Source organism: Cytobacillus sp., assembly GCF_964223445.1.
Lineage (GTDB): Bacteria > Bacillota > Bacilli > Bacillales > Cytobacillaceae > Cytobacillus.
Window position 1 is genome coordinate 1 of sequence record NZ_CAXQGS010000062.1, and the last position, 24,253, is coordinate 24,253.

26 protein-coding genes and 3 pseudogenes are annotated in these 24,253 nt (G+C 39.8%); 26 read left to right on the plus strand and 3 right to left on the minus strand.

Annotated features, from left to right (window positions below):
• The 6 genes and pseudogenes from ACEQ1T_RS11780 to ACEQ1T_RS11805 form a co-directional block, all read left to right on the plus strand.
• Positions 1–220 (plus strand): hypothetical protein (locus ACEQ1T_RS11780; RefSeq protein WP_370223062.1); only part of this gene is annotated, 220 nt, incomplete at its 5' end.
• A 166-nt stretch (positions 221–386) separates the two neighbouring features.
• A complete protein-coding gene (locus ACEQ1T_RS11785; protein WP_370223063.1) occupies positions 387–1,058 on the plus strand; it encodes a hypothetical protein in 672 nt (223 codons plus the stop codon).
• Between the two features lie 82 nt (positions 1,059–1,140).
• A pseudogene (locus ACEQ1T_RS11790) lies at positions 1,141–1,365 on the plus strand (glutaredoxin family protein); the annotation flags it as partial.
• Between the two features lie 100 nt (positions 1,366–1,465).
• On the plus strand, positions 1,466–2,083 hold the full coding sequence (locus ACEQ1T_RS11795) for a nitrite reductase (protein WP_370223065.1): 618 nt from the start codon (positions 1,466–1,468) through the stop codon (positions 2,081–2,083).
• 159 nt (positions 2,084–2,242) lie between these two features.
• Positions 2,243–3,667 (plus strand): MFS transporter, encoded by a 1,425-nt coding sequence (locus ACEQ1T_RS11800; protein ID WP_370223066.1) that lies wholly within the window; start codon positions 2,243–2,245, stop codon positions 3,665–3,667.
• 92 nt (positions 3,668–3,759) lie between these two features.
• Positions 3,760–3,891 (plus strand): hypothetical protein, encoded by a 132-nt coding sequence (locus tag ACEQ1T_RS11805; protein ID WP_370223067.1) that lies wholly within the window; start codon positions 3,760–3,762, stop codon positions 3,889–3,891.
• A gap of 135 nt (positions 3,892–4,026) precedes the next feature.
• Here the strand turns inward: ACEQ1T_RS11805 and ACEQ1T_RS11810 are convergent, their stop codons facing one another.
• Entirely contained in the window at positions 4,027–4,704 is a 678-nt protein-coding gene (locus ACEQ1T_RS11810; RefSeq protein ID WP_370223068.1) for a GntR family transcriptional regulator, read from the minus strand.
• Positions 4,705–4,908: 204 nt separating this feature from the next.
• Here ACEQ1T_RS11810 and ACEQ1T_RS11815 point away from each other — a divergent pair, with 204 nt between their 5' ends.
• A complete protein-coding gene (locus tag ACEQ1T_RS11815; RefSeq protein ID WP_370223070.1) occupies positions 4,909–5,034 on the plus strand; it encodes a hypothetical protein in 126 nt (41 codons plus the stop codon).
• A gap of 446 nt (positions 5,035–5,480) precedes the next feature.
• Positions 5,481–6,341: an alpha/beta fold hydrolase gene (locus tag ACEQ1T_RS11820; protein WP_370223072.1), complete on the plus strand. Its 861-nt coding sequence runs from the start codon at positions 5,481–5,483 to the stop codon at positions 6,339–6,341.
• Positions 6,342–6,746: 405 nt separating this feature from the next.
• Here the strand turns inward: ACEQ1T_RS11820 and ACEQ1T_RS11825 are convergent, their stop codons facing one another.
• Positions 6,747–7,157 carry a MerR family transcriptional regulator gene (locus tag ACEQ1T_RS11825; RefSeq protein WP_113884146.1) on the minus strand — a complete coding sequence of 137 codons (411 nt, stop codon included), beginning with the start codon at positions 7,155–7,157 and terminating at the stop codon, positions 6,747–6,749.
• A 241-nt stretch (positions 7,158–7,398) separates the two neighbouring features.
• On the opposite strand from ACEQ1T_RS11825, the gene ACEQ1T_RS11830 reads away from it, so the two are divergent.
• The 5 genes and pseudogenes from ACEQ1T_RS11830 (at position 7,399) to ACEQ1T_RS11850 (ending at position 11,884) form a co-directional block, all read left to right on the plus strand.
• The gene (locus ACEQ1T_RS11830; RefSeq protein ID WP_370223074.1) at positions 7,399–8,439 is read left to right on the plus strand and encodes an NAD(P)-dependent alcohol dehydrogenase; all 1,041 of its coding nucleotides are present in this window, start codon (positions 7,399–7,401) and stop codon (positions 8,437–8,439) included.
• A 443-nt stretch (positions 8,440–8,882) separates the two neighbouring features.
• Positions 8,883–10,331, plus strand: coding sequence for an alkaline phosphatase PhoX (locus ACEQ1T_RS11835; RefSeq protein ID WP_370223076.1), 1,449 nt, complete (start codon positions 8,883–8,885; stop codon positions 10,329–10,331).
• 63 nt (positions 10,332–10,394) lie between these two features.
• Positions 10,395–10,631 carry a twin-arginine translocase TatA/TatE family subunit gene (locus ACEQ1T_RS11840; RefSeq protein WP_370223078.1) on the plus strand — a complete coding sequence of 79 codons (237 nt, stop codon included), beginning with the start codon at positions 10,395–10,397 and terminating at the stop codon, positions 10,629–10,631.
• Positions 10,632–11,240: 609 nt separating this feature from the next.
• Positions 11,241–11,390, plus strand: a pseudogene (locus ACEQ1T_RS11845) (enoyl-CoA hydratase); the annotation flags it as partial.
• Positions 11,391–11,593: 203 nt separating this feature from the next.
• Positions 11,594–11,884 (plus strand): hypothetical protein, encoded by a 291-nt coding sequence (locus ACEQ1T_RS11850; RefSeq protein ID WP_370223080.1) that lies wholly within the window; start codon positions 11,594–11,596, stop codon positions 11,882–11,884.
• 100 nt (positions 11,885–11,984) lie between these two features.
• On the opposite strand, the gene ACEQ1T_RS11855 is transcribed toward ACEQ1T_RS11850, so the two are convergent.
• Positions 11,985–12,989 (minus strand): DUF3231 family protein, encoded by a 1,005-nt coding sequence (locus tag ACEQ1T_RS11855; RefSeq protein ID WP_206844944.1) that lies wholly within the window; start codon positions 12,987–12,989, stop codon positions 11,985–11,987.
• A 194-nt stretch (positions 12,990–13,183) separates the two neighbouring features.
• Between ACEQ1T_RS11855 and ACEQ1T_RS11860 the strand changes: the two genes are divergently transcribed.
• The 13 genes and pseudogenes from ACEQ1T_RS11860 to ACEQ1T_RS11920 all read left to right on the plus strand — a co-directional run bounded on the left by ACEQ1T_RS11860 (position 13,184) and on the right by ACEQ1T_RS11920 (position 24,099).
• Positions 13,184–13,462, plus strand: a complete 279-nt coding sequence (locus ACEQ1T_RS11860) for a helix-turn-helix transcriptional regulator (protein ID WP_206844943.1) — start codon at positions 13,184–13,186, stop codon at positions 13,460–13,462.
• A 108-nt stretch (positions 13,463–13,570) separates the two neighbouring features.
• Positions 13,571–13,954, plus strand: a complete 384-nt coding sequence (locus ACEQ1T_RS11865; protein ID WP_370223099.1) for a VOC family protein — start codon at positions 13,571–13,573, stop codon at positions 13,952–13,954.
• Positions 13,955–14,148: 194 nt separating this feature from the next.
• Positions 14,149–14,949 (plus strand): peptidoglycan-binding protein, encoded by an 801-nt coding sequence (locus ACEQ1T_RS11870; RefSeq protein WP_370223082.1) that lies wholly within the window; start codon positions 14,149–14,151, stop codon positions 14,947–14,949.
• A gap of 175 nt (positions 14,950–15,124) precedes the next feature.
• Positions 15,125–15,580, plus strand: coding sequence for a VOC family protein (locus tag ACEQ1T_RS11875; RefSeq protein ID WP_370223084.1), 456 nt, complete (start codon positions 15,125–15,127; stop codon positions 15,578–15,580).
• A gap of 100 nt (positions 15,581–15,680) precedes the next feature.
• Positions 15,681–17,069, plus strand: coding sequence for a PLP-dependent aminotransferase family protein (locus ACEQ1T_RS11880; RefSeq protein WP_370223086.1), 1,389 nt, complete (start codon positions 15,681–15,683; stop codon positions 17,067–17,069).
• 103 nt (positions 17,070–17,172) lie between these two features.
• Positions 17,173–18,471, plus strand: coding sequence for an MFS transporter (locus ACEQ1T_RS11885; RefSeq protein WP_370223088.1), 1,299 nt, complete (start codon positions 17,173–17,175; stop codon positions 18,469–18,471).
• Positions 18,472–18,519: 48 nt separating this feature from the next.
• The gene (locus ACEQ1T_RS11890) at positions 18,520–19,725 is read left to right on the plus strand and encodes a PLP-dependent aminotransferase family protein (RefSeq protein WP_370223090.1); all 1,206 of its coding nucleotides are present in this window, start codon (positions 18,520–18,522) and stop codon (positions 19,723–19,725) included.
• Between the two features lie 230 nt (positions 19,726–19,955).
• Positions 19,956–21,053, plus strand: coding sequence for a flavin monoamine oxidase family protein (locus ACEQ1T_RS11895; RefSeq protein WP_370223091.1), 1,098 nt, complete (start codon positions 19,956–19,958; stop codon positions 21,051–21,053).
• 43 nt (positions 21,054–21,096) lie between these two features.
• Complete coding sequence (locus ACEQ1T_RS11900; RefSeq protein ID WP_206844930.1) at positions 21,097–21,390, plus strand: antibiotic biosynthesis monooxygenase; 294 nt, start codon at positions 21,097–21,099, stop codon at positions 21,388–21,390.
• 486 nt (positions 21,391–21,876) lie between these two features.
• Positions 21,877–22,359, plus strand: a complete 483-nt coding sequence (locus tag ACEQ1T_RS11905; RefSeq protein WP_370223094.1) for a DUF2975 domain-containing protein — start codon at positions 21,877–21,879, stop codon at positions 22,357–22,359.
• A 4-nt stretch (positions 22,360–22,363) separates the two neighbouring features.
• A pseudogene (locus ACEQ1T_RS11910) lies at positions 22,364–22,869 on the plus strand (DUF2975 domain-containing protein).
• A gap of 10 nt (positions 22,870–22,879) precedes the next feature.
• The gene (locus ACEQ1T_RS11915) at positions 22,880–23,098 is read left to right on the plus strand and encodes a helix-turn-helix domain-containing protein (RefSeq protein ID WP_370223095.1); all 219 of its coding nucleotides are present in this window, start codon (positions 22,880–22,882) and stop codon (positions 23,096–23,098) included.
• A gap of 482 nt (positions 23,099–23,580) precedes the next feature.
• Positions 23,581–24,099: a YfiT family bacillithiol transferase gene (locus ACEQ1T_RS11920; RefSeq protein ID WP_370223097.1), complete on the plus strand. Its 519-nt coding sequence runs from the start codon at positions 23,581–23,583 to the stop codon at positions 24,097–24,099.
• Positions 24,100–24,253: the final 154 nt, after the last annotated feature.

Sequence of the window (24,253 nt, forward strand, 5' to 3'; positions counted from 1 at the left end):
GCTCTTCCGATCTATTGCAGATGCGATTTTCATGAGTAAGAAGACAATCACGAATATTAAACAGAATCTATTCTGGGCACTTGCGTATAACGTCATAGGAATTCCAATCGCAGCAGCAGGGTTCTTAGCTCCTTGGTTAGCCGGAGCAGCGATGGCGTTTAGTTCTGTATCGGTTGTTCTTAACGCACTAAGGCTTCAAAGGATTAAGTTAAAAGCTTAAATGCAGAAAGGAGGGACCTATTTTAAAAAAAGGTATTTTGATTTGGACGCTTTCGGCTATCGTGTACCTTGGGGCAGTTATCGCAGGATACAATGTGTATGCAAGTATAAATCCAAAAACTGAGGAACACGCTAATCAAAAAATCACTAATCAGGAGGGAGAAAATATGAATCACGACCACGGGGACCATAGTACAAATACTATTAGCGAAGTTACACCAAAAGTATTCTATGCAAACGGAGAAATCACCATTGAGTTAAAAGATAAAAATAACCATGTTCCGGAACTGGAAGTTTCCCATGAAAAAAATATGCACTTTATTGTCGTAAGTTCAGACTTAAAAGAGTACCATCATTTACATCCGGAGAACAAGGGTGATGGAATCTACCAGCAGAAAATAAGTTTAGAGGGTAATTCATATAAAGCGTTCGTTGACATTAAACCTAAAGATCTTCAATATTCAGTGATGCCTATTGAATTCCATACTGGTGAATCACAACATGGACACGGTGATAACGATCTCGCTGCCGATACGGATTTTACAAAGACAATCAATGGGAATACGGTTGAACTAATTGCTGAATCCTTTGAGGTCAACAAAGAGGTAACTCTTAATTTTGATTTGAAGGTTGCACAACCTGAACCTCATTTGGGCGCCTTAGGCCATGTTGTTGTCTTGGATGAAGATGGAGAAAAATATATCCACGTTCATCCGGTGGCAGATGATAAAACAGTATTTGACACCAAGTTTGATAACTCAGGCATTTATAAGATTTGGGCGGAATTCAAATTTGAAGGACAAGTGAATGTCTACCCATTCGTTATAAAAGTTAAATAAACAAAAAAGAGGAGAAGTGATTAATATGACAAAAGTTCAGCTCGATCTTTATACAAGACCTGCCTGAACAGACTGCCAGGCGGGGAAAGAGTTTCTTTCCCGAAATAAGATATCTTATATTGAATATGATTTAACAAAACAACCGCATAAAGAGAAAGATCTAATTAAAATAACTGGTACTAGAATTGTTCCAGCTTTTGTGTTTAAAAATAAATATAAATCCTTATTAGGATGGAAGAGTAAGTCTAAGGTACTTATTGGGTTTGAACAAAATATAGATGAAATAAAGAAGATACTAAAAATATAAAATAGATATTTTCTGCAGATAGAAGAGAAGGTTATATTTTTAACCTTCTCTTATACCCTCCGTGGGTAAGGTAAATCAAAGAGCGTAAAGGGGAGAGAAAATGGGGAATGATTCAAAAAAAATAAAACTGGCTATAAATGGAGGAATAGGATTTGGGGCAAAACTTTCCTCTAAACAGCTATTGATGATTTCAAAGTATATGGATGAAGATGAAGAACTTGAGTTAACAACTTTTCAACAGCTCTATATAGAGATTCCGGAAAATAAAAAGGAAGAGATTATAGAGGAATTTCAGCATGTCGGATTAGCATGTTATCCAGTTGGATCCTTTGTTAAAAGTTTGAGGACCTGTAATTTTTGCAAAGGGGAGGAAGAAGAAGGAATGTCTGTAGCAAAAGAGATAAATCGCCGTATAGCCGGAAAGCCTGTCCCTTTTACAATAAAAGTTGCTTACACTGGCTGCCCTGTTGGCTGCGGTGAGCCCCTGTTAAGCGATATAGGTATTATGAAAATTAGAGAGCATTACAATTTATATGTTGGAGGCAAAACAAAAGGCAAAGACGCTGAGATTGGATCCTTGTTGATGGAGAGTATTACGCCAGAAGAACTGTTCGAAACAATAGAAAAAATCATCGATACCTATTCACAAATGGGTAAAAAAAGGGAAACATTCTATAAATTTTTTAAAAGGATAGGTAGAGATCAATTAATAAGTTAATATAAATTTTCTGTATTTTGTTGTTTTTTTTATTTATATAGTTAAAGAAGATGATAGTTATGGAAACTTCACAAGCAACTCTATTTCTTCCTTGCTATATCACCAGCAGCTTTCTCCAATGCATTTCTAAATGAACCAAAAATAGGGGGAGATTGAAATATGTCAACACATTCACAGACGCATACGGAAGCTGATCCGAAACGATGGAAAGCACTCGTTTTGTTGTGCACAGCGTTTTTCTTGACTATCATGGATACAACGATCATGCAGGTTGCCCTGCCAGCCATCAAAGAAGGGCTCGGCTATACGCAGGTGAGTTTGCAATGGGTGATGAACGCTTATATTATTTTCTTCGGAGGACTTCTACTATTAGGAGGAAAGTTGAGTGATTTGTTCGGCCAACGGCGCATATTTGTCTGGGGGTTTTCAATCCTGACTATGGCGTCTTTACTGGCAGGATTGGCTTGGAATGATTCAGTGCTAAACATCGCACGTGCACTCCAGGGTGCCGGTTCAGCCTTAATTACACCAGCGGCAATGTCCATTGTAATGACATTATTTTCCGCAAATACGAAGGAAATGAATAAGGCGCTTGCTTTCTGGGGCCTTTCCGGTGCAGCGGGGGGATTGGCCGGTGTATTTCTTGGAGGCATCATTACGGAGTGGCTTGGTTGGCGGTGGACGTTCCTGATCTACGTTCCCATTGGTATTCTGGTTTTGGTCTTGACCCCAGGGCTTATAAAGCAAGGCCTTCGCAGAAATGGGCGCATCGATTATGCTGGTGCTATCTCTGTTACAGTTGCTATAGTCCTGTTCGTTTACGGTATCGTTACCGCAGAACACACAGGCTGGCGTTCACCCTCTACTTTATGGACATTGACTATTGGGGCCTTGTTATTCATCTTATTTATTTTTATTCAGGTCAAGAGGAAGGAACCACTCTTGCCACTTAGCATTTTTAAGATTCCCAACTTGGCTGCGGGCAATATTGCACTTATCATGCTAAATGGAATGTGGATTCCATTTAATTATTTCATTATGTTGTACTTACAGCAGGTATTGAAACTTTCACCCTTATCAGCTGGAGCGGCCTTAATTCCGGCGCCGATCCTGATAGCGATTACTATGATTTTTATAGCTGGAAAATTGGTTGAAAAATTCGGTTTGAAAGCTGTTCTATTTGTTGCATTTCTCGCACTTGGATGTTCCATGCTCTTGCTTTCCTTCTACACACCAGTAGATGGAAATTATTTGGCTAATGTCCTGCCTGCTTTACTATTAGCTTCTTTCGGAAGGGGATTAGCCTATGTTCCTGCACAATCAGCAGCTATATCGGGTGCTAAGCCGGAAGAATCAGGGTTGGTATCAGGCGTATACAACACTACTTCCCAGATTGGCTCGGCGATTAGCTTAGCTATTATGGTGGTAATTGCTGCAGCAACAACGGCCTCTAGTACCGCTGGAGAATCGGTCGGCGCTCTGAACGAGGGCTTTCAACAAGCATTCTTCTGGTCCGGCATGGTGGCTTTTGCAGGAGCCGTATTAGCGATTATTTCTATACGCTCACAGAAGCAAGGAGAGTAGCATGTTCCAAAGTGATCTAATCGTATCTTTTCAGCGTTTGATTTATTTCATTTTCTTATCATAAGTCTCGTGTTGGCACTGCGGATCTTGAATTGGCTGAACAAACAACTGGAAATATCTTTGATTCCGTCAAAAATCCAAATTTACCATCTTCAGAATGGGGTTGGCAAGTAGATCCTCTAGATTTGGAAATCATGAGTAATGAGATGAAAAAATCAATATGATAGTACGTAACTATTAAATGAAAGATCCCGAAGTATTATTTTTCGGGATCTTTCCTATTATGAATAAGGCATTAAAGATATTTCCCTGCTTTATTTTCGCGATTCTTGGGGATAATTACAATTTCTATTTTGCCATTACTGTCTTATCATATTCAGCAGAAGTGACACATCTTTCGTGGAGCCAACGGAAATGACCGTTTTTTGAGCAGCATCCGCAAATATTCTAACTTTTTCTGCAAGGTCCGCCCTCGTCACAATTACATCTGCATTGTGAATGGCTTCATTAAGGGCATTTTCTGTTGAGAATGACATATCGATCGTATGAATGTCTGCAGATGTCATCCGTTTTATTTCATCCAAATAAAAGATACAGGAACTTACTTTGCATTCAACAAAGAGATAATGTAATTTTTGTTTCAAAGGTTGGCCAAACAGATTCAAATAAGCGAATCCGGACAACAACACATTTTCGATATTAAACCCCGATTCATAGGCATCCTTGATTGTTTGTTCTACAAAATCAAAATAAGGATTCTGTACTTTAAATCTCGCAATTTCTTCCTCTCCTGCAACTTGTGTTCCCCGTCCTTTTTGTACAAGCAGAAGGCCCTCTTCTTTAAGTTGAGAATAGACTCCCTGAATCGTATTTCGGTTAATAGACAAATGATCCGCTAACTGATTGGTAGAAGGGAGGGTATCCCCAGTTTTAAGTAACCCTTTTCCGATTAACCATTTGATTTGCTCTTTAATCTGTACATTGATGGGCAAGGGTGACTTAGGGTCGATTTTAAAAAGTGAACCTGAATAATCCATATTTAACTAACCAACTTTCTGAGTTAACTAATAAACTAAGTATATTTAGCTTATTGAACCAATTGTAAAAAATCAAGTTCGATAAAAATATCCCTCGGATAGGCGAAATAATTGACGCATAATATCTTAGAAGTTTATCATATAATCATTAGTTAACTAGTTGAATAGTTAACTATAGTATAAGGTTGTATAGGAGGTGTAATAATGGCTAATTTAAAAATGATTTGGTCCGGGCACACAAAGGGAAAGGGAACACTTGAAGTCGGAAATATGTTGAAGAAAGCAGATGTTCAAATAGATGTTGAAGGCAAAGTAAGTTTATTAACTTAGGATAAAGAGTTAATAAGTGGTAGGTTTTTTGATAATCTGTAAGCATTAGGCAAGTTAACAATGGTTAATTTTTTTAGGTGGTGGAAATATATGGTTATGATAACGCAGGCTGCGATTTCGGAAATTTCAAAAGAAGTTAATGATCTTATTAATGAAGGTAAAAAGCCTTTAATCCGTTTAGCAATGGGGATTGGCTGAGGAGGGCCACAACTTCGTCTGGCTCTGGAAGAGTCAGCTTTAGAAAGTGATGAAATTACTGAAGAAAGTGGGATCCTGTTTCTAGTTAATGAAAGGGATAAGGTTTATTTTGAAAATGTAAAAATTGACTATGTAAAGACTATATTCGGTGGCGGCCAATTTAAAGTAATCCGAGTATAAATGTTATATTATTAGATGGGTTCACAGAGTGGATAATAGAAATTAGTAGAGTAGTATGAGGTGAAAATATGATAGTACAATACAAAACGGTAAATATTAATAACATTCATATCTTTTATCGAGAAGCTGGTGATACCAATAATCCTACAATTTTATTGCTTCATGGTTTCCCATCTTCTTCTCATATGTATCGGAATTTATTAACTAAATTGATGGATGAATATCATGTTATCGCGCCGGATTATCCAGGTTTTGGGAATAGCGATCAGCCCGGAATGGATGAATTTGAATATACTTTTGATAGCTTAGCCGATATAATAAACAATTTTGTCGAAAATTTAATGCTGGAAAAATTTAGTATTTACGTTCATGATTACGGAGCACCAGTAGGATTCAGAATAGCAGCGAAACATCCTGAGCGAATTCAAGCTATTATCACTCAAAATGGAAATGCCTATGAAGAAGGACTATTGTCAGCTTGGGATCCTATACGTACTTATTGGGAAAATCCTACTGAAGAAAATAAGAATAATTTAAAGGCCCTTTTCACATCTGAATTTACAAAGTATCAATATACAAATGGGACTCGTAACCCTGAACGAATTAGTCCTGACGCTTGGAACATGGATCAATTTGTATTGGATCGTCCAGGTAATATAGAAATACAGCTTGCACTATTTTATGATTATCGAAACAACGTGAGACAGTACCCCAGCTGGCAGGAATACTTCAGAACATATCAGCCACCTGCATTAGTAGCATGGGGGAAAAATGATATATTCTTTGGGCCGGAAGGGGCTTTGGCTTTCCAAATAGATCTAAAAGACTCCGAGGTTCATTTATTAAATACTGGGCATTTCCCTTTAGAGGAAGAACTAGAAACTAGTGCTAATTTGATAAAGCAATTTTTAGGAGAGCGTTTAAAGTAGTAAATTAATGAGGGAGAGATTTTAATCAGTCTTCTTTTACGCTTGTTTTCGTCGGGATCATCATGCTTATCCTGCATTGCTGGTCAAGCAACCATAATAGATAATGAAAAAACAACAGCCTTAATTGAGAATAATTTAGAGGAAATCAAAAGTCATTTTAGGTATAAATCCTGTTCATAAAGTTGGGGGGGTATCCTTCTTTTACTTAAGGTGGAATTTCCTTTGGAGAAGAGTACCCCTTTGTATTTCAATTAAGTTTTGATAAAAAGGCCCATTTTAACATTGCAGATTGCGGCAGATTCTATTTTTTCTATAATCATGAAAAACATGATTGGATGTTTACTGTAATTTTTATTAGATCGCTTTTAAGTTAAAAAGTGCCGCCTGTATTAAATACAGGCGGCTTTAGCTATTAATCTCTATTTTATCTTCTTTATGAATATCTTCCGTTCCGGCTTCCAGTGCAGTCTTGTAGTATAAGCATTTATGCTCGATGACTTCCATTGTTTTTCTTAGTTCTTCCATTTGTGCTTCTACATTTGCTTTTCGCTCCAGAAACATGTCATATCTTTGCTGCAGTGTGGCATCCCCTTCAGAACACCAATCAATGAAATTTTTAATCTCTTTAATAGGCATTCCGGTGGCTTTCAGGCATTCAATCACTTTTAGAGCACTAAGATCGGATTCTTTAAATAAACGGTTTCCGCTGGGGGTCCGTTCTACAAAGGGCATCAGACCTTCCTTATCGTAGTAGCGTAGGGTATAAACTGTCAGATTCAATTCTTTTGCCACTTCGCTGATTGTGTATGTCTTCATTATTTATCTCCTATTCTTATAGATTAGACCTAGAGTTAACTATAAGGTATGACGTGAGAATATCATGGTATTTAACTAATGTCAAAGTCACTTTACTGGGATTGAAAAAATAGAATTTATCACTTGACCTAGAGTTAACTATAAGCCTTAACATGGTGGTGAAAAGAGAAAAACGATGGGAACTTAATTGATTTCTATTAAAACTATCATTCTCTTAAAATATTCTCGGGAGGGTTTATTCATGATAACTGCTAAAGCGCGGGCTGTTGATGGTCCGGACAAGCCGTTTAGAGCGGCTGAAATCAAAAGGCGCGATCTGGATTTGCATGATGTTCTGATTGAAATTAAATATGCTGGCATATGCCATTCTGACATTCATACTGCTCATGGGGAGTGGGGGCCTGTGAACTATCCGCTTGTACCCGGGCATGAGATTGCAGGAATTGTTGCGGAAGTAGGAGCTGAGGTTACAAAGTACAAGGCAGGAGACCGGGTAGGAGTCGGATGTATGGTTGGCTCCTGCGGTGAGTGTGAAAACTGCCGTAAAGGAGAAGAACAATACTGCCTCAAAGGAAATATCCAAACCTATGCTGGTGTGGACAAATACGGCGAGCCTACTCAAGGCGGATATTCTACGCACATTGTAGTACAGGAAGAATTTGTACTCAGAATTCCTGACAGCATTGAGCTTGACGCGGCAGCCCCGCTGCTTTGTGCGGGTATTACCACTTATTCGCCGCTAAATCATTGGGAAGCTGGGCCAGGCAGGAAAGTAGCGGTTGTCGGTATGGGCGGCCTTGGCCATATGGCTGTTAAAATTGCACATGCCATGGGTGCAGAAGTGACCGTCCTTTCGCAAACATTGAATAAAAAAGAAGACGGCCTGCAATTCGGTGCAGATTATTACTTTGCCACAAACGACCAGGAAACGTTCAAAAAACTTGCCGGAACGTTTGACTTAATTATTAACACGGTAAGTGCAAAGATCGACATAGATGCTTACTTCTCGCTGCTCACGCTTGATGGAACATTGGTTAACGTAGGTGCTCCTGCAGAGCCATTGTCAGTCAATGTGTTCTCGCTCATCGGCCATCGCCGTTCCTTTGCGGGTTCTATGATTGGAGGCATCCGTGAGACTCAGGAAATGCTGTATTTCTGTGCAAAACATAACATCGCTCCAAAGATTGAAGTCATTACAGCTGATCAAATAGATGAAGCTTACGAGCGCGTATTAGCATCAGATGTGAAGTATCGATTTGTGATTGATATCAGCACAATGTGATGTGTGAATGATAAGTTAATCATTGTAAGGTGTCTTGAAAGGCTGGCTTTCAAGACACTTTTTTTTTCGAAGGATCGTACAAAAATAGCTTATAGTATTGAAGTTGTTCTCCAATAATTCTCAGTCGTATCATTTCAGCCCCAAAGGACAGATAGATTCCATATGAATAAAGTACTGACGAAAAGCAGGTCAAAGTTTTGCTGTTGTTTTTATTTATAAGTCCTTTTAATTAGATCCTGAATCTATGAAAATGTAAATCTTTTTACCGCCTATTTCAAGAAGAAAAACCAGTTCATTAATGAGAAATTAATCGGTATTTGTAATAACGTTTTTACTAAAGCCTTACATATATTTAATATTCATTTAAGAATAGTCTGATAACTTATGATAGTGGATACGGAAGCAAAGAATCATAAGTCATCAAATTATTTATCAGGAGGCGGATGAGATTGAGCAATAGCGGCATGAACAGACGGGATTTTTTAAAAGCTGGAGGAGCAGGTACGTTAGCAGTTGCTTTAGGAGCATCGGGTGTCTATTCTTTAGGCGGCATCACAAAGACATTGGCTGCAGCACAAGGGAACAATCCAACTAGTGGTTTTGGCGGATATGGCCCATTAGTAAAGGATCCAAATGGAATATTAGATCTTCCTAAAGGGTTCCATTACAAAATTATATCCAAAACGGGCGATAAAATGTCAAACGGTGACCTCGTGCCTGCAATGCTTGATGGAATGGCTGCTTATAGAGGTGAGAAGAATACTACTATTCTTGTACGCAATCATGAAAACAGCACAAATTCTCAATACCCTGTAAACGGAAAAAATCCTTGGAGCAAAGGTGCTGCTGGAGGTACAACCGCATTAGTCGTTGGTTCGAACCGAGAAGTTATTCAGGAGTATGTGACAAGTTCTGGTACAATTCGCAACTGTGCCGGCGGCTCCACCACCTGGGGGACTTGGTTAACATGTGAAGAGACAAGGGAATTGGGACATGGCTTTGTTTTTGAAGTCAATCCGCTTGATCCGGAAAACGAACTGTCGAAAACCCCAATCCGTGATATGGGTTACTTCTCTCATGAAGCCTGTGCAGTCGATCCTGCGACAGGGATATGGTATCTGACAGAAGATGCGAGCCCAAGCTTCCTATATCGGTTTACTCCAAATGACCGCACCCAGACTCTCGGCTCTCTTCAAAAAGGAGGGAAATTGGAGGCATTGGCAATCGATGAACTTCCGGCATCTAAAGCAAGTTCGTTTGAAAAAGGACAAAAATTTGGCGTCGTTTGGAAGGAAATCAATCCTGAACGCGCACAGCAGGATGCCAAAGACAAGGGCTGTATTCAGTTTAGCCGCTTAGAAGGTGCGTTCTTCTCTGCCGGTGTGTTCTGGTTTGATGATACGAGTGCCGGGGATGGCAGCCTTGGCCGTGTTTACCGCTACTTTCCTGCTACAAATACATTAGAACTTTTTTATGAATCTACTGATAAAAATGAATTGGAAATGCCAGACAATATTTGTATGAGTCCCTGGGGTGACCTTTGGATTGCAGAAGATGGAGGCGGGAATGATAGAATCATTGGCCTGACACCTGAGGGAAAGGTGTATACCTTTGCTGAGAACACATTGAATGGCTCTGAATTTGCCGGACCGGCATTCTCCCCTGATGGAAATACGTTCTTTGTAAATATTCAAACCCCAGGTATCACATTTGCGATTTGGGGACCATTTGCAAGGCGAAACTCTGTCCGCCAAAAAGCCATGGGACATGCTGCTCCGCCTGCCGGCCTCGGCCCGATTGTGTCCGGCAAAGTCGCATCACTTGCCGAAGAGCAAGGAATGAGCATCCTGGAAGCAGCTGCATTAGAGCGTCATGGAGTGCCTATTTTATAACTGCTATATTTAGATGAGTTTTAATGTGAATTCTCTGGAGGTTCCAGATTACGGAGGTGCAGGATGCTGCAGAATATTGGGATACCCGGGCTTATTTTAATCCTGGTGATTGCATTAATTATATTTGGACCTTCAAAGCTTCCGGAAATTGGACGAGCTTTTGGCAATACGTTGAAGGAATTCAAGAAAGCGACCCGTGACTTAGTAAATGGTGCTGAAGAGAATGAAGAAACGAAAAATGTGAAAGAGAAAACCCAACTAAAGGCAGTAGAGACAAAGGAAAGCCAGACTGTGAACTAAAGCCAGCTTTTTACCGGAATTCTCGCTTTTTTTAAAGAACAGGGAGGAGGATAGAGTGATTTTCTCTCCCTGTTTATCAAATGAATTGAAAAAATTCAACCTGCTTCCAATAGAAAGGGTGTTCTTTTAATGACAGCCACTAGTCCACTCAAATTAACGGAAGAAAGCAAGGAAACTTCCGTAAAAGAGATTCATTGCAATAAGTGCTTCACCTGCCGTCTTTGTTCCAAATCAGGAAAGAAGATAGCGAAAGTGATGGAGGCTGTCCCAGAAGATCGTTAAGTTACGGTTTTTTATGGACAGCCTTTAATTTTTAAAAAACTATACGATATAGAATCAAAATCATTTCAATATTCGAGGGGGAACCAATAGTTTTAGTCAGTTTTCTGGCCTGTATGAAAGATAGAAAAGGCAGGACTTATTTAACTTCCCTTAGTCCCTTCTCTTAAGTATCTTTTGACCTGCCTTCTTCACAAATCCATATACGCCAGGAACAACTTTTACATTGACAATCAGAGAGTACGACACCCTTGAAGGTGCGATCCAATTTCGTCCAATAGAGGATTGGACCGCGTTTTAAACCCTAATTTCTCTAAAATAACGGCACCTCTTTCAGGTGATGAAGGAATTCACCATATAACCCCGGATGAACAGGGGAGACTTGTGGTTCAAGGATTATTAATGGCTACTCTGCCAACTAAAGTAGGCAGAGAAGCATACGTGTTGGCACGTAGGATGAAATTTGAGTTTTTGAGGCCTGAAGTATAATTTTTCAAAAGAATATTTAGGAAGCACTCTTCATCATAGTCCAAATTTAAAGAAGTCCCCTGAACCTGATTTGCGCGGATTTTTTGATTGGGCGTATGGTGAGCTCTTTTTCATAAGAAAGGAAAATGTCCAACTTTATAAGGGATTTTACAGATTCCCTGTACCTTCAAATATAATTTGAAGAGTTTAAGTGTTTGCCGGAAAATGAACTAATAGAGCTTTATTTTAAGAGTGATAGCCAATATATGGCTACTGTGCTCTCGCTTATTTCTGCCATGAAAAGAACAGCAAAGAAAATAAAAAATTACGAAAAAAGCGCCATACAAGAAATGATGAGAAAAAGAAAAAATCAGCAAAACTATAACGCAATGCTGGTTCCTTTTTTATCTGTGTCCTATTTTCATTATGATGATTTTGCCAGTTACATGAAAATCAGCAGCAAGATTTCATCAAGCTGTACAAGCTGCGGCGGGGGAGGAGATTAATAAAAAAAGAGAGCCGAGCCTGATCGATTGGCCAAGCGCGGCTCAGCTGCCGGTAATACATTGACAGCGGGAACACCCCTTACAGAAATGAGGGGATAAATTATTTATCCTGTGCAAGTTCTTTTCTATTGGGAGCAAGCGGCGGCTGTTCTAACCACTTGTTTTTCACCATAATACCGAACCATTTTCTAGTGACTCCCAATGATTTCAAAATTGCTTTTTCATAAGCTAAGGCCAGGTCTGTCCGCATGGATCCGGCTAGACCTGTTCCGTAATATACTTGCGCAGTTTGTACCAGGAAACCCATATGATATAACATTAATTTATCTGAAAAAGGAGAGTCCTTTGACGTTGTAACCTCTGATTCCCACGACATTGGGACTGGCAAATTATCCTTGTGCAATATTTTTGAAAGGGCCTGGAGGTTTTCATCGGCTGTTTTTTCTAATTCCTCAAAAAACTTCCTTATATCTTTCGATTCTGTGACTTGGCTGAATCCGATGGAAAGGGCTTTTGCCATAGTCCCCTTTTTAATGTTAAGAGAAATACTGATTATTTCTGTAGAAGATAAAACTCTCCCTTTTCCGAAAAATCCATCAGTAAAATCAGTTGCAGTAATATGTTCAGGGCTCTCGGCAGGATAAAAATAGGGATCTCTCTGAAAAACTCCTTTTTTCAGCAGCAGCTCAATGGTTAAATCGTACATGTTTTTTGCATCATCCACGCATGAATTGTAAAACTCACGTATGTCCTTTCTGACCGAAACACTTAATGCGGTTGTATGGCCCAACAAGCCATGTATAGTCATAATATGTAGATAATTTAAGCAGAAAGTATCTGAAAACAATCTCTCTGCACTTTTATTGAGGTCGGACTCTGTAAATCCAATGGGAATTGGAAATCCATCCTTCTCAATGAAGGAAACAAGCTGCTTCTTTTGCTTTTCCCCCGTCTTGATGGCTATTTCAAAGACTTGTTTTATTTCCTCGTCTTCTATAATAGAAATCATATACCTGTTTACGATCTCGGTCATTGTTCCGTTTACATACTCCCCCCATAGTGTTCCTATTTCGGAAGCTGTAAGCTTTATATTATCATTTTCCATTTGTTCTCACCTCTTCAGTATTTTTTACTCATACAGAATGAGGTATGCATTCCATTGGGCTTATCCTATTATTAATTGTGCAGATTCCTGGTGCTTGCTGCCGCGATTGAAAAGCATCTCCATAAGGTAACCATGAAGTAACCATGAAGTTGCATGTGTTGACAAGTAACCTTATAGTTGCTTATAATTAATTTATGAATTGGGACAAAGACGCTATATTCAAAGCACTTGGTGATTCGACCCGGCGGCTCATATTGGACGAACTGTCTGAACGCAAAGAGATGACACTGTATGAACTAACAGCTCGTCTCATTATGAAGCATGGCCTGTCCATTTCACGGCAGGCAATAGCTAAACACCTTTCTGTATTGGAAGAAGCAGAGCTCATAAAATCCGAACGAAAAGGAAAATATCGCGTAATTATTTTTAACAACCAGCCGCTAAAAAATTTGCTGAAAGGATGGGTAGAATAATTTTTAAGAACGAAGCAGGGATTTTGAAAGATGTGCCGGCTGGTTTTCTGGCGGCCAGATTGTTAGTACAGATTCATAATTTACAAATATCAAGGAGGCAAAAACATGATGAAAGTGATTGTTACCAGTATCTTCGTCCAGGATCAGGATAAGGCATTGAAATTTTATACAGAAACGCTGGGGTTTGTAAAAAAGCATGACATTCCAGTCGGAGAACACAGGTGGATCGCCCTTGTTTCTCCCGATGATCAAGACGGTACTGAGCTTTTGCTGGAACCGAATGTACATCCGGCTGCCAAAGAATATCAAAAGAAGATATTTGCCGAAGGAATCCCGGCAACAATGTTTGGCGTTGCGGACGTTCACGAAGAATATAACCGATTAATAAAACACGGAGTGAAGTTTACTATTGAACCGACAGTAATGGGTGATGTCACATTGGCTGTCTTCGATGATACATGCGGCAACCTTATTCAAATTGCGCAGAATTAGCTCAAAAAAGCTCATTTTTTGGGGTTCAATTTTCTCATTATGTTGCGTAATATATACGCAGACAAAAAAGAGTACATTATTTCAAGATTATGGATGATAGAGGGCCGAACGTTGTGATTCTGCTTTCAACACACGAATAATGTCATTTCCTCTCGAATTCTTTTATGTAAAAAGAAATTGGGGAGGATTTTTTTATGTTAAAGAGATTTAGAAACATGCTGATGGTTCTTGCGGCTGGAGTTCTCATGCTTGCCGCTCCTTCATTTACAGAAGCAGCACTTGGGGATCGGACACTTGCCAATGGATCATCCGGGTCAGATGTGGCCGAATTACAGGATTACCTGATGACAAAAGGGGTTTTCCCATACCATACATCGACAGGATACTATGGATCTATCACGGTAGAAGCCGTCAAGGATTTTCAGCGTAAGCGCAATCTAAAAGCTGATGGAATTGCAGGACCGCAAACAAGCTATGCGTTAAAAGTGCTGAGATATGGAGATATTGGAAAGCAAGTCATCCATATTCAATATCAATTGAAACAAACAGGTCACTATAAATCTAATTTAGATGGTATTTATGGAAACGGCACAGTGAGCGCCGTCAAGAGCTTTCAAAAACAGCAAGGTCTAACTGCAGACGGAATTGCCGGTCCGAGGACAAGAGCAGAGCTGGATCGAAAGGCCAAGCACGGTTCAGCTGCCGGTAAAACATTGACTGTGGAAAGCACAGCGTACACGGCAGATTGTGAGGGCTGTTCAGGTGTGACACGGATGGGCCTGGATTTAAATAAGTACCCTGATGCGAAAGTGATTGCTGTCGATCCCGGTGTCATTCCTCTTGGCTCCATCGTAAAAGTAGAAGGCTATGGAGTTGCGATAGCAGCGGACATAGGCGGCGGCATAAATGGAAGTTCAATCGATGTGTTCATTCCTAACCGCAGCGATGCCCTTCAATGGGGGCGAAAAAGCGTACGAGTGGAAGTAATCGAATAGGAATAGGCTGGCTCGCACAATCATGCGGGGCAGCTTTTTTGTTTTGGAATTTACATAATTTCTTAAGAGGTCAATACATACAAAGCAGTAGAAAGTTTCAACCCTATTGTGGAGGAAATATGGGATCTGTTACTGGTATATTAATGCTAAGAAAATTAGGGAAAGAGGATAAAAAATGATTAAAGGACTGTATGAAGCACATTTACCAGTAAGTAATATCAGTAAGTCAATTGAGTTTTACAAGGGCTTGGGGTTGGAATTAGCAATAAAATACGAAAAAACAGCATTTTTTTGGATCGTTAAGAATGAAAGCTGGCTTGGATTATGGGAATGTGACCAAGCGAAAATGAACTATCATCCATCCATCAGACATATTGCATTTAGAGCAGATTTAGAAGATTTAAAGAAAGCAAAAGAGTGGCTGGAAAAGCGCGGCATTGGTATGCGTGAAGAATTCGGATTTAAACCTCTTGAACCCATTGTATTGCCTGACCAGACACATGCTATGGTCTATTTTCATGACCCGGATGGAAATTCTTTAGAATTTATCTGTAAATTATCCTCTGAGCCTGAAGATAAACCTAAGATGTATCTAAGCGATTGGGAAAAGTATTTGGAGAATAAAAACTAAATTTTTTTCTTTGTTCGATGAAATGGGCAGGGCAGAGGAACAAGGGTTATAATTAAAGAAACAGCTTCATTGAAAACTTGTAAAAAAAAGGGTGCGTATCATGCCGATTAATTCTTTTGAAAACTATCCTATGACTTGGAAGCCATCCATTGATAAAGCAGAAAAGCCCATTTATCAAGCTCTGGCAGGGCAATTGGAACAGGATATTTTAAATGGAGTTTTATTGCCTGGAACGAAACTTCCTCCACAGCGGGAATTGGCCGATTATTTAGATTTAAATGTGAGCACCATTTCAAAAGCATTTAAAGTGTGTGAGTTAAAAGGCTTATTAAGTGCAACGGTTGGAAGCGGCACATTTGTGTCCTATGATGCTCTTTCGAATGCTTATTTACTTGAAGATGCAAAGCCGAAGCATTTAATTGAAATGGGAGCGACTCTTCCGGATAATGCTTCTTTCGAGCCGCTGATGCTCCAGCTGAAAAGTATGCTGCAGGAGACCGATTATGAAAAATGGTTCGGTTATGGCCGGGGAGGAGAAAGCCATTGGCAAAAGGATGCAGCGGTAAAGCTAATCCGCAGAGGCGGGTTAGAGACAACCGCTGATCACATTTTATTTGCGAATGGGGGTCAAAATTCTATTGCGGCTGTACTGGCAAGTCTTTGTAAGCCTGGAGAGCGCATTGGAGTTGACCAGCATACATACCCTGGTTTAAAAACGGCTGCAGCAATGCTTAGTGTGCAGCTGGTGCCAATAAAAACAGAGAACTATGAAATGAGTCCAGCGTCTTTTGAATATGCGTGTAAAACTGAAAATATTAAAGGCATTTACTTGATTCCGGATTATCATAATCCGACAGCTTCCTTCATGTCGGTCGGGAATCGAAAAATGATCGCTGCCATTGCCAAAAAGTATAATCAGTTCATTATCGAAGATGCATCATACCATCTTCTCAGCAAAGAGCCGCTGCCGGCAGTCGCATCCTTTGCACCAGAACAGGTCATCTATATTGCAAGCTTGTCTAAATCATTTGCACCGGGCCTGCGGCTGGCCTATACAGCAGTGCCGAGTCAATTCAAGGAGCCAATTTCAAGGGCACTTTATAATTTAAATGTTTCCGTTTCTCCATTACTGGCAGAACTTGCAGCACGTACGATTGTATCGAATCAATTTGAAGCCTTAATTGAGGGACATCAGGAGCAGACGATCCGCAGAAATCAACTCGTTAACCGATATTTGGCAGACTTTACATGTCTAGGCGCTGAAACAGGCATTTTTCGCTGGCTCCTATTGCCAGGAAAGATTACAGGTGCTGAGTTTGAAGCGCTGGCTAAACAGCATGGAGTACAGGTGTTTGCAGCTGAACGTTTTGTAGTTGGAAATAGTTGTCCGGAGAGGGCTGTAAGAGTTTCTGTTTGTGCCCCGGAAACGCTTGAAGAGCTTGAGAGAGGTTTGATTATCCTTAAACGCCTGTTAAACAATCATATCTAATATTGTTCGCCATACAATTATAATATTGTATGGTTTTTTTGTGCGTGTTAAGATGATTGAAATCTAGTTGGAATATTATGAAAATAAAAAGGGAGGTGAGTTTTTGCTACCGTTAGACGCCCAATCTGCCTGGCTGCAAAGCTACATAAATTCTACTGAAAAACAGCAGCAATTATACAAAAGAACATTAATTGTCATTGTCATATCCCAAATTTTTGGAGGAGCAGGACTTGCAGCGGGAATTACAGTAGGAGCACTTCTCGCGCAAAACATGATGGGAACAGATAGTGTAACAGGAATTCCAACCGCGTTATTTACTTTAGGGTCAGCAGGTGCTGCGCTGCTGGTGGGACGGCTTTCTCAGCGGTTTGGCCGCCGTCCTGGACTTACGGCAGGATTTTTGGCTGGAGGCATAGGTGCCATTGGAGTTGTGGTTTCAGCAATAACAAACAGCATTCTGCTATTATTTATTTCACTTCTCATCTACGGGGCTGGAACGGCTACCAACCTGCAGGCGCGCTACGCTGGAACTGACCTGGCAAACCCCGCACAGAGGGCAAAGGCTATTAGTATGGCCATGGTTTCCACTACATTCGGTGCTGTCGCAGGTCCTAACCTGGTGGATGTAATGGGGGAGTTTGCTATATCGATAGGTATTCCTGCTTTAGCCGGTCCTTTTATATTAGCGGCTGCGGCGTATATACTTGCTGGATGCGTTCTATTTTTTTTCCTTCGTCCTGATCCCTTTATGGTTGCAAAAGCCATATCTGATGCACAAGGTGAAACTAATCATATAGAGAAAAGTTCAAATTTGGCATCGATAAACAGGCGAGGCATGTTTGCAGGAGCGGCTGTCATGGTTTTAACCCAATTTGTGATGATGGCCATCATGACAATGACCCCCATACATATGGGACATCATGGCCATGATTTGAATGAAGTGGGGCTTGTCATTGGATTTCATATAGGGGCGATGTTTTTGCCTTCATTAGTAACTGGTATTCTTGTTGATAAAATTGGCCGTGCGGCTATGGCTGTTGCTTCCGGTATTACACTGCTTGCTTCTGGGATTTTGGCTGCAGCAGGACCTGGTGAGTCGATGCTCATACTCAATATAGCCCTTGTTTTACTTGGGCTTGGATGGAATTTTGGCTTAATCAGCGGCACGGCCATTCTGGTAGATTCCACTCATGCTTCTACCCGGGCTAAAACGCAGGGTTCGATCGATGTATGGGTAGCTTTGTCAGGAGCATTAGGAGGAGGATTATCCGGAATAGTTGTAGCACATTCCAGTTATGCAGCCCTTTCCATTGCAGGTGCTGTCCTTTCATTACTGCTTATTCCCATTGTAATATGGGCAGGTATCTATCAAAAAGAGAAAAGCATAAGCATTAGTGACTGAATTTTCAGTATTAAAATAACTCCAAAAATAGAAAAGGAATGTGTAGAAATGGAACATAAATTTGCTGAGAGAGCTCGCTTTGTAACATCTTCTGAGACACGTGAAATATTAAAAGTAACAGAAAGGCCGGAAGTAATCTCTTTTGCGGGAGGACTTCCAGCTCCAGAACTGTTTCCTGTAGAAGCTCTAAAGGAAATATGCAATGCTGTATTGAATGAAGAAGGTGCGGCTGCCCTTCAATATAGTACGACTGAAGGATATATTCCTTTGAGAGAAGCTATTTGTCAGAGAATGAAAATGGCTGGGATTGACTCCAGCACTGAAAATGTTCTTATTACATCAGGATCCCAGCAGGCAATCGACCTGACTGGAAGATTATTTATCAATGAGGGAGATACTATTATTTGTGAAAGCCCAACCTATCTTGCAGCCATTAATGTATTCAAGTCATATAATGCAAAGTTTGTTGAAGTAGCCATGGATGATGATGGAATGGTAATGGAAGAGCTGGAGCAAAAGCTGCGAGATCATCCTGATGCAAAATTTATTTATACAATTCCTGATTTCCAAAACCCTACTGGCCGCACCTTAAAACTCGAAAGACGAAAAAGAATGATTGAGCTTGCTAATCAGTATGATGTGCTTATTGTAGAGGATAACCCCTATGGAGCTGTAAGATTTGCTGGAGAGGTACTCCCGCCTGTGAAACATTTTGACACAGAAGGCAGAGTCATTTATTTAAGCACTTTCTCTAAGATTTTCACTCCCGGTCTTCGGCTTGGATGGATTTGTGCGGATGAAACCTTCATTGATAAGTATGTTGCTTTTAAGCAAACAGCTGACCTGCATACTGACAGCTTTGCTCAAAGAATTACAGCAAAGTATATGGAGCTTTATGATATCGAAGAACACATCAATAAAATCAAAGCTGTTTATAAAGAAAGATGCACAGCTATGTTATCCTGCATTGAAGAATTCTTCCCAAATCATTTATCTTACAGTAAGCCGGAAGGCGGATTATTTATTTGGGTTGAGCTTCCAGAGGGCATTGATTCAGCGCATATATTTATAGAGTGCCTGAAAAATAATGTTGCTTGTGTACCTGGTGCTCCCTTTTTTCCAAATGGCACACAAACAAATACATTGCGTTTAAATTACTCTAATATGTCTAAAGAGAAAATCATTGAAGGTATGAAGCGTATGGGAGAAGTACTCCATCGGGAATTACAAAATGATTCAATGCTGACAGTTTGACGGGAAACAAGATTCTGTGCCCCAATTTGGTATAATTTCATGTCTGCAAGCAGGAGAAATTACTCTATAGCCAGTAATCAATTTAAACCTCAATAATATCTGAAAATCGGGGGTATATTCATGGGATTTGAAATTTGGAACACTCATTTAGAAGTGACCTTTATAAAAAGGAATAGCTCTTTCACAAGTGCAATCATACAGCATGGACACAGTACGAAAGAGGAAAGTATGTGAAAAATCCAGTAGTTATTGTCGGTGCTGGTTTAAGTGGGCTCCAGGCTGCGTCCCTTCTTGCTGCACAGGGTGTCAAATGTAAGGTTCTAGAGGCTAGAGATAGGATTGGCGGCAGGGTTTTGAGCACTTCTGATCCAAACAGACCTGACCTGGGCAAATTTGACCTCGGGCCAACGTGGTTCTGGCCTGAATATGAGAGCGCGATCACCGGCCTTGTGAAAGAACTGAATTTAGAAACTTTTGTCCAGTACACCAAAGGGGCAATGCTTGCAGAACGAGTTCAGAACGAACCGCCAGAACGCCATGTACTGCCGGAAAATGCTGGCGCAAGATCGATTCGATTCATAGGAGGTGTGCAGTCCCTTATTGATGCTGTAGCAGATACTATTCCCCCTGGAGTAGTCGAGTTAGAAACACGTGTAACAGCCATTCGACAAGATGAAGCTGGTAATATAACCGTTGAAACAGCCCTTGCTGATGGAAAGAGAAAAAAAGTTTCGGCAAGGGCTGTTATCCTGGCATTGCCGCCTCGGATTGTGGTGCGTCAAATTGAATTTTTTCCTTCTCTCCCTCCCAATATTATTACCGACCTTGTAAGCAAACCTACATGGATGGCAGGACAGGCCAAGGCAGTTGCCATCTATGATCGTCCTTTTTGGAGGGAATCTGGACTCTCTGGATTCGCATCGAGCTGGGTTGGACCCTTGCAGGAAATCCATGATGCTTCTCCTGAAACAGGATCTGGTGCATTATTTGGTTTCTTCGGAATGCCAGCGAAAACACGCAGGGAACTGGGAGAGGTTAAAATTTTGAATTTGGTCGTTGATCAATTGATCAGGCTTTTTGGAACATCCGCCCAAAACGTAAGGGCTATTCTATACAAGGACTGGTCCAGTGATTCCGAAACGGCTGTTGAGGAAGATTTAGCCCCGCTTAGATATTTTCCGAGTTATGGTCAACCGCCAAAATCGGGGGTATGGGAAAAGAAAATTATTTTTGCAGGTACGGAGACGAATTCACAATATGGCGGACATCTTGAAGGTGCACTCCTGGCAGCTGAACAGGCAGTTTTTGAAATCGCTAAATTAAACTAGAGTCAGGGGCTCTTTGAGAAAGCAAGGAAAGGGGAAATTATACATGATTTTAGAAGCAGTAATGCTTCAAGTAAAAGAAGGGATGGAGGAAGAATATGAACTAGCGTTTTGTGAAGCATCCAATATTATTTCTTCCATGGAGGGGTACATATCTCATGAGCTGCAGCGATGTATGGAAGTTAAGGGTAAATATTTACTGCTGGTGAAGTGGGAATCATTAGAGGCCCATACAGTTGGGTTTAGACAATCGAAAGAGTATCAAGAATGGAAAAGACAGCTGCATCATTTCTATGATCCATTTCCTGCAGTTGAGCACTTTGAAAACGTTCCTCTTTAATTGGTGTTTTAGTTAAAAAGCCTCCTTACGGACCATAAACCGTTCCGATTTGAGGTGCATATTGGTTAAATGACACATTAATTGGTATAGGGATTGGACCAATGCCAATTCCTTATAGGCATTTTAAACTTTTCATTGAGAATTGACATCTAAAATGACACGATAAAATAATATGACAATGGTTGTTGTCCGTTTAAAAAAGGTTGGCAATTAACCTAATATTTGGGGTGTCAGTTTAACGTCATTCCAATTAATAGTAATAAAAGATGCATTTATAAAGAAGGTCAGTTTTGGTGAACAAGTTGTAAATTTAACATTTAAAGAAAGAGCATTTCTTTGTAATGAGAAATGCTTTTTATTTTTGTTAAAAATTAAAAGGGTATTTCAACAATCAACAGTAATACAATGGAAACAATAATAATTTATTGAAAAACGATAAATCATATGTTAAATTCGTATTGTCATTAAATAAGTGAGGTGCTTTAAATGAATGATAAACGAGGTTCTACCACTTTCTTAAAGGTCATTATTTTTCTGGTTGGAATTGCAGTGCTTGCCGTGTGTATATATTTTTTGCCTGAAGCAGCCAGAAGAGATGCAATAGAGCGCCCAGGTGATTATTCGCTATATCCACTTTTGGTATGTGCATATGGAATATGTATTACCTTTTCTGTGGCGTTGTATCGAATATTTATACTTTTAACCTATATCGAAAAGAATAATGCTTTTTCTGAGTTATCTCTTCAATCTCTAAAGGTAATTAAAAAATGCACTTTTACTGTCATTTTCTTCATTTTTTTAGCAATAGTTTATTTAAGGGTGCGTGTTCAATTCACAGGTGATGATGCAGCAGGTCCAATATCTCTAGGTCTAATGGGCATCTTGGCAACAAGTATCATCGTAGCCATTGTGGACGTACTTCAAAAACCTATAAAGAATTTCTTGGATTCGCAGCCAAAAAGCAATTAACATTTTGAAATATACGAGAGGTGTTTTTTATGAAGGCAGCAACCACACAGAATTTTTGAAGATAGCTGTTATTCTCATTGGAATTCCTGTTCTCGCTTTGTGCACATTATTGGTTCCTGAACTAACAGATTAGGTAGCGTATTTCTTAGGGGGGCATTTCATAAAATATATTATTTTCATCCTTTTATATGAAGGAGCATTACCTTTTTACATTGCCCTTTATCAAGCGTTTAAACTGTTAATTTATATAGACAAGAATATTGCTTTCTCTAATTGTCTGTTCGAACATTAATGAGAATCAAATACTGCGCCATTTCCAACTGCGGTTTGCATTTCTTAGGTTTGCCACTCTTTTATCTCGTGGCAGATAAAGACGATGCCCCAGCTCTCATATTTGTTGGAATGGTCATTCCTTTTGCTTCGTTGGTTATAGCAGTTTTTGCCGCTGTTCTCCAAAGGCTTTTGCAAGAAGCGATTAACATAAAATCAGAAAATGATTTGACGGTCTGAGGTGGAGAATATGGCAATTATTATTAATATTGATGTGATGTTAGCGAAAAGAAAATTGAGCGTAACAGAACTTTCGGAGAAGGTTGGAATAACTATGGCGAATCTTTCCATTCTGAAAAATGGGAAAGCAAAAGCAGTTCGTTTTTCAACATTAGAAGCGATATGTAAGACTTTGGAATGTCAGCCAGGTGATATTTTGGAGTACAAAAGCGACAAAAACACTCAATAAAAATAGACAACAAATTTAATTAAGTAAACCATCTAATAGTTAAGACAGTTTCAATCTTAACCATGACTTAATTAACGTAAAAATGGCGCGCCAAAACTGCTATCAGTTCGCACGCCATTTTTGTTGTCAATGATAAAATATGCACCTCAAAACGGAACGGTTTATGCGGACCAAGGGGGCTTTTTTTTCTGCGTAACTGAACCATTATGTAGTACATCCTCTTTTCTCTGATGAAAGAATACTCATTATTCCTGAAATGAAAGCAGATGCGGTTACAGAGTAACAGGATCGCAAGTTGATGTGAACGTATTAAGAGCAATAAGCAGCAGTTGCGTTTGCCTGATTCTTTAATGGATTCCAAGTACTGAGCCCATTTCTTATGTGATATATTTTAAAAGAATTAGGATTTGATGGAGAATTACATGTTATTAATCCTTTATTTAGTTAGGCGCGATCATCAAGTGTTTTAGGAGGAAAAGCAGATGGATTTGAAATACCCAATTGGCCAATTTCAATTTAATGGTGAAATTACTAAGAATGTTACGAGCATTTGGATAAATGAGATTGAAGATTTACCAAGATTATTACGAGATGCTGTAAGGGACTTAGATAATATAAAGCTAGATACAGCCTATCGTACAGGAGGGTGGACTGTTCGACAAGTAATACATCATCTTGCGGATAGTCATATGAATGCCTATGTTCGCTTTAAATTGGCTCTTACTGAAGAAAACCCTGTAATTAAGCCATATGATGAAACAAATTGGGCGGAACTATCTGATTATAAATTGTCGATTGATATTTCAATTTCACTTCTCGAAGTACTGCACAAACGCTGGACCTACCTATTACGTAGTCTAAGTCCGGCTGATATGGAAAAAACATTTATTCACCCAGATTCAGGAGAAGTTTCAATAGGTGAAAATATCGGAATCTACGCTTGGCATGGTAAACATCATCTTGCGCATATTACTTCTTTATGTAATCGTATGGGCTGGTAAGAATTAATATAAGATCTGGCTGCCAAAACAGGCGGCTTTTTTCTTTTTGAACTAAAGGGGCAGCATTCCTGTAATGAAGGAAAATGGAGTTTGAACAAAAAAATAACCTCTTGGTAGAATGAGAGAGTCCTGAAGCCGGCAAGCGAAAAGGACA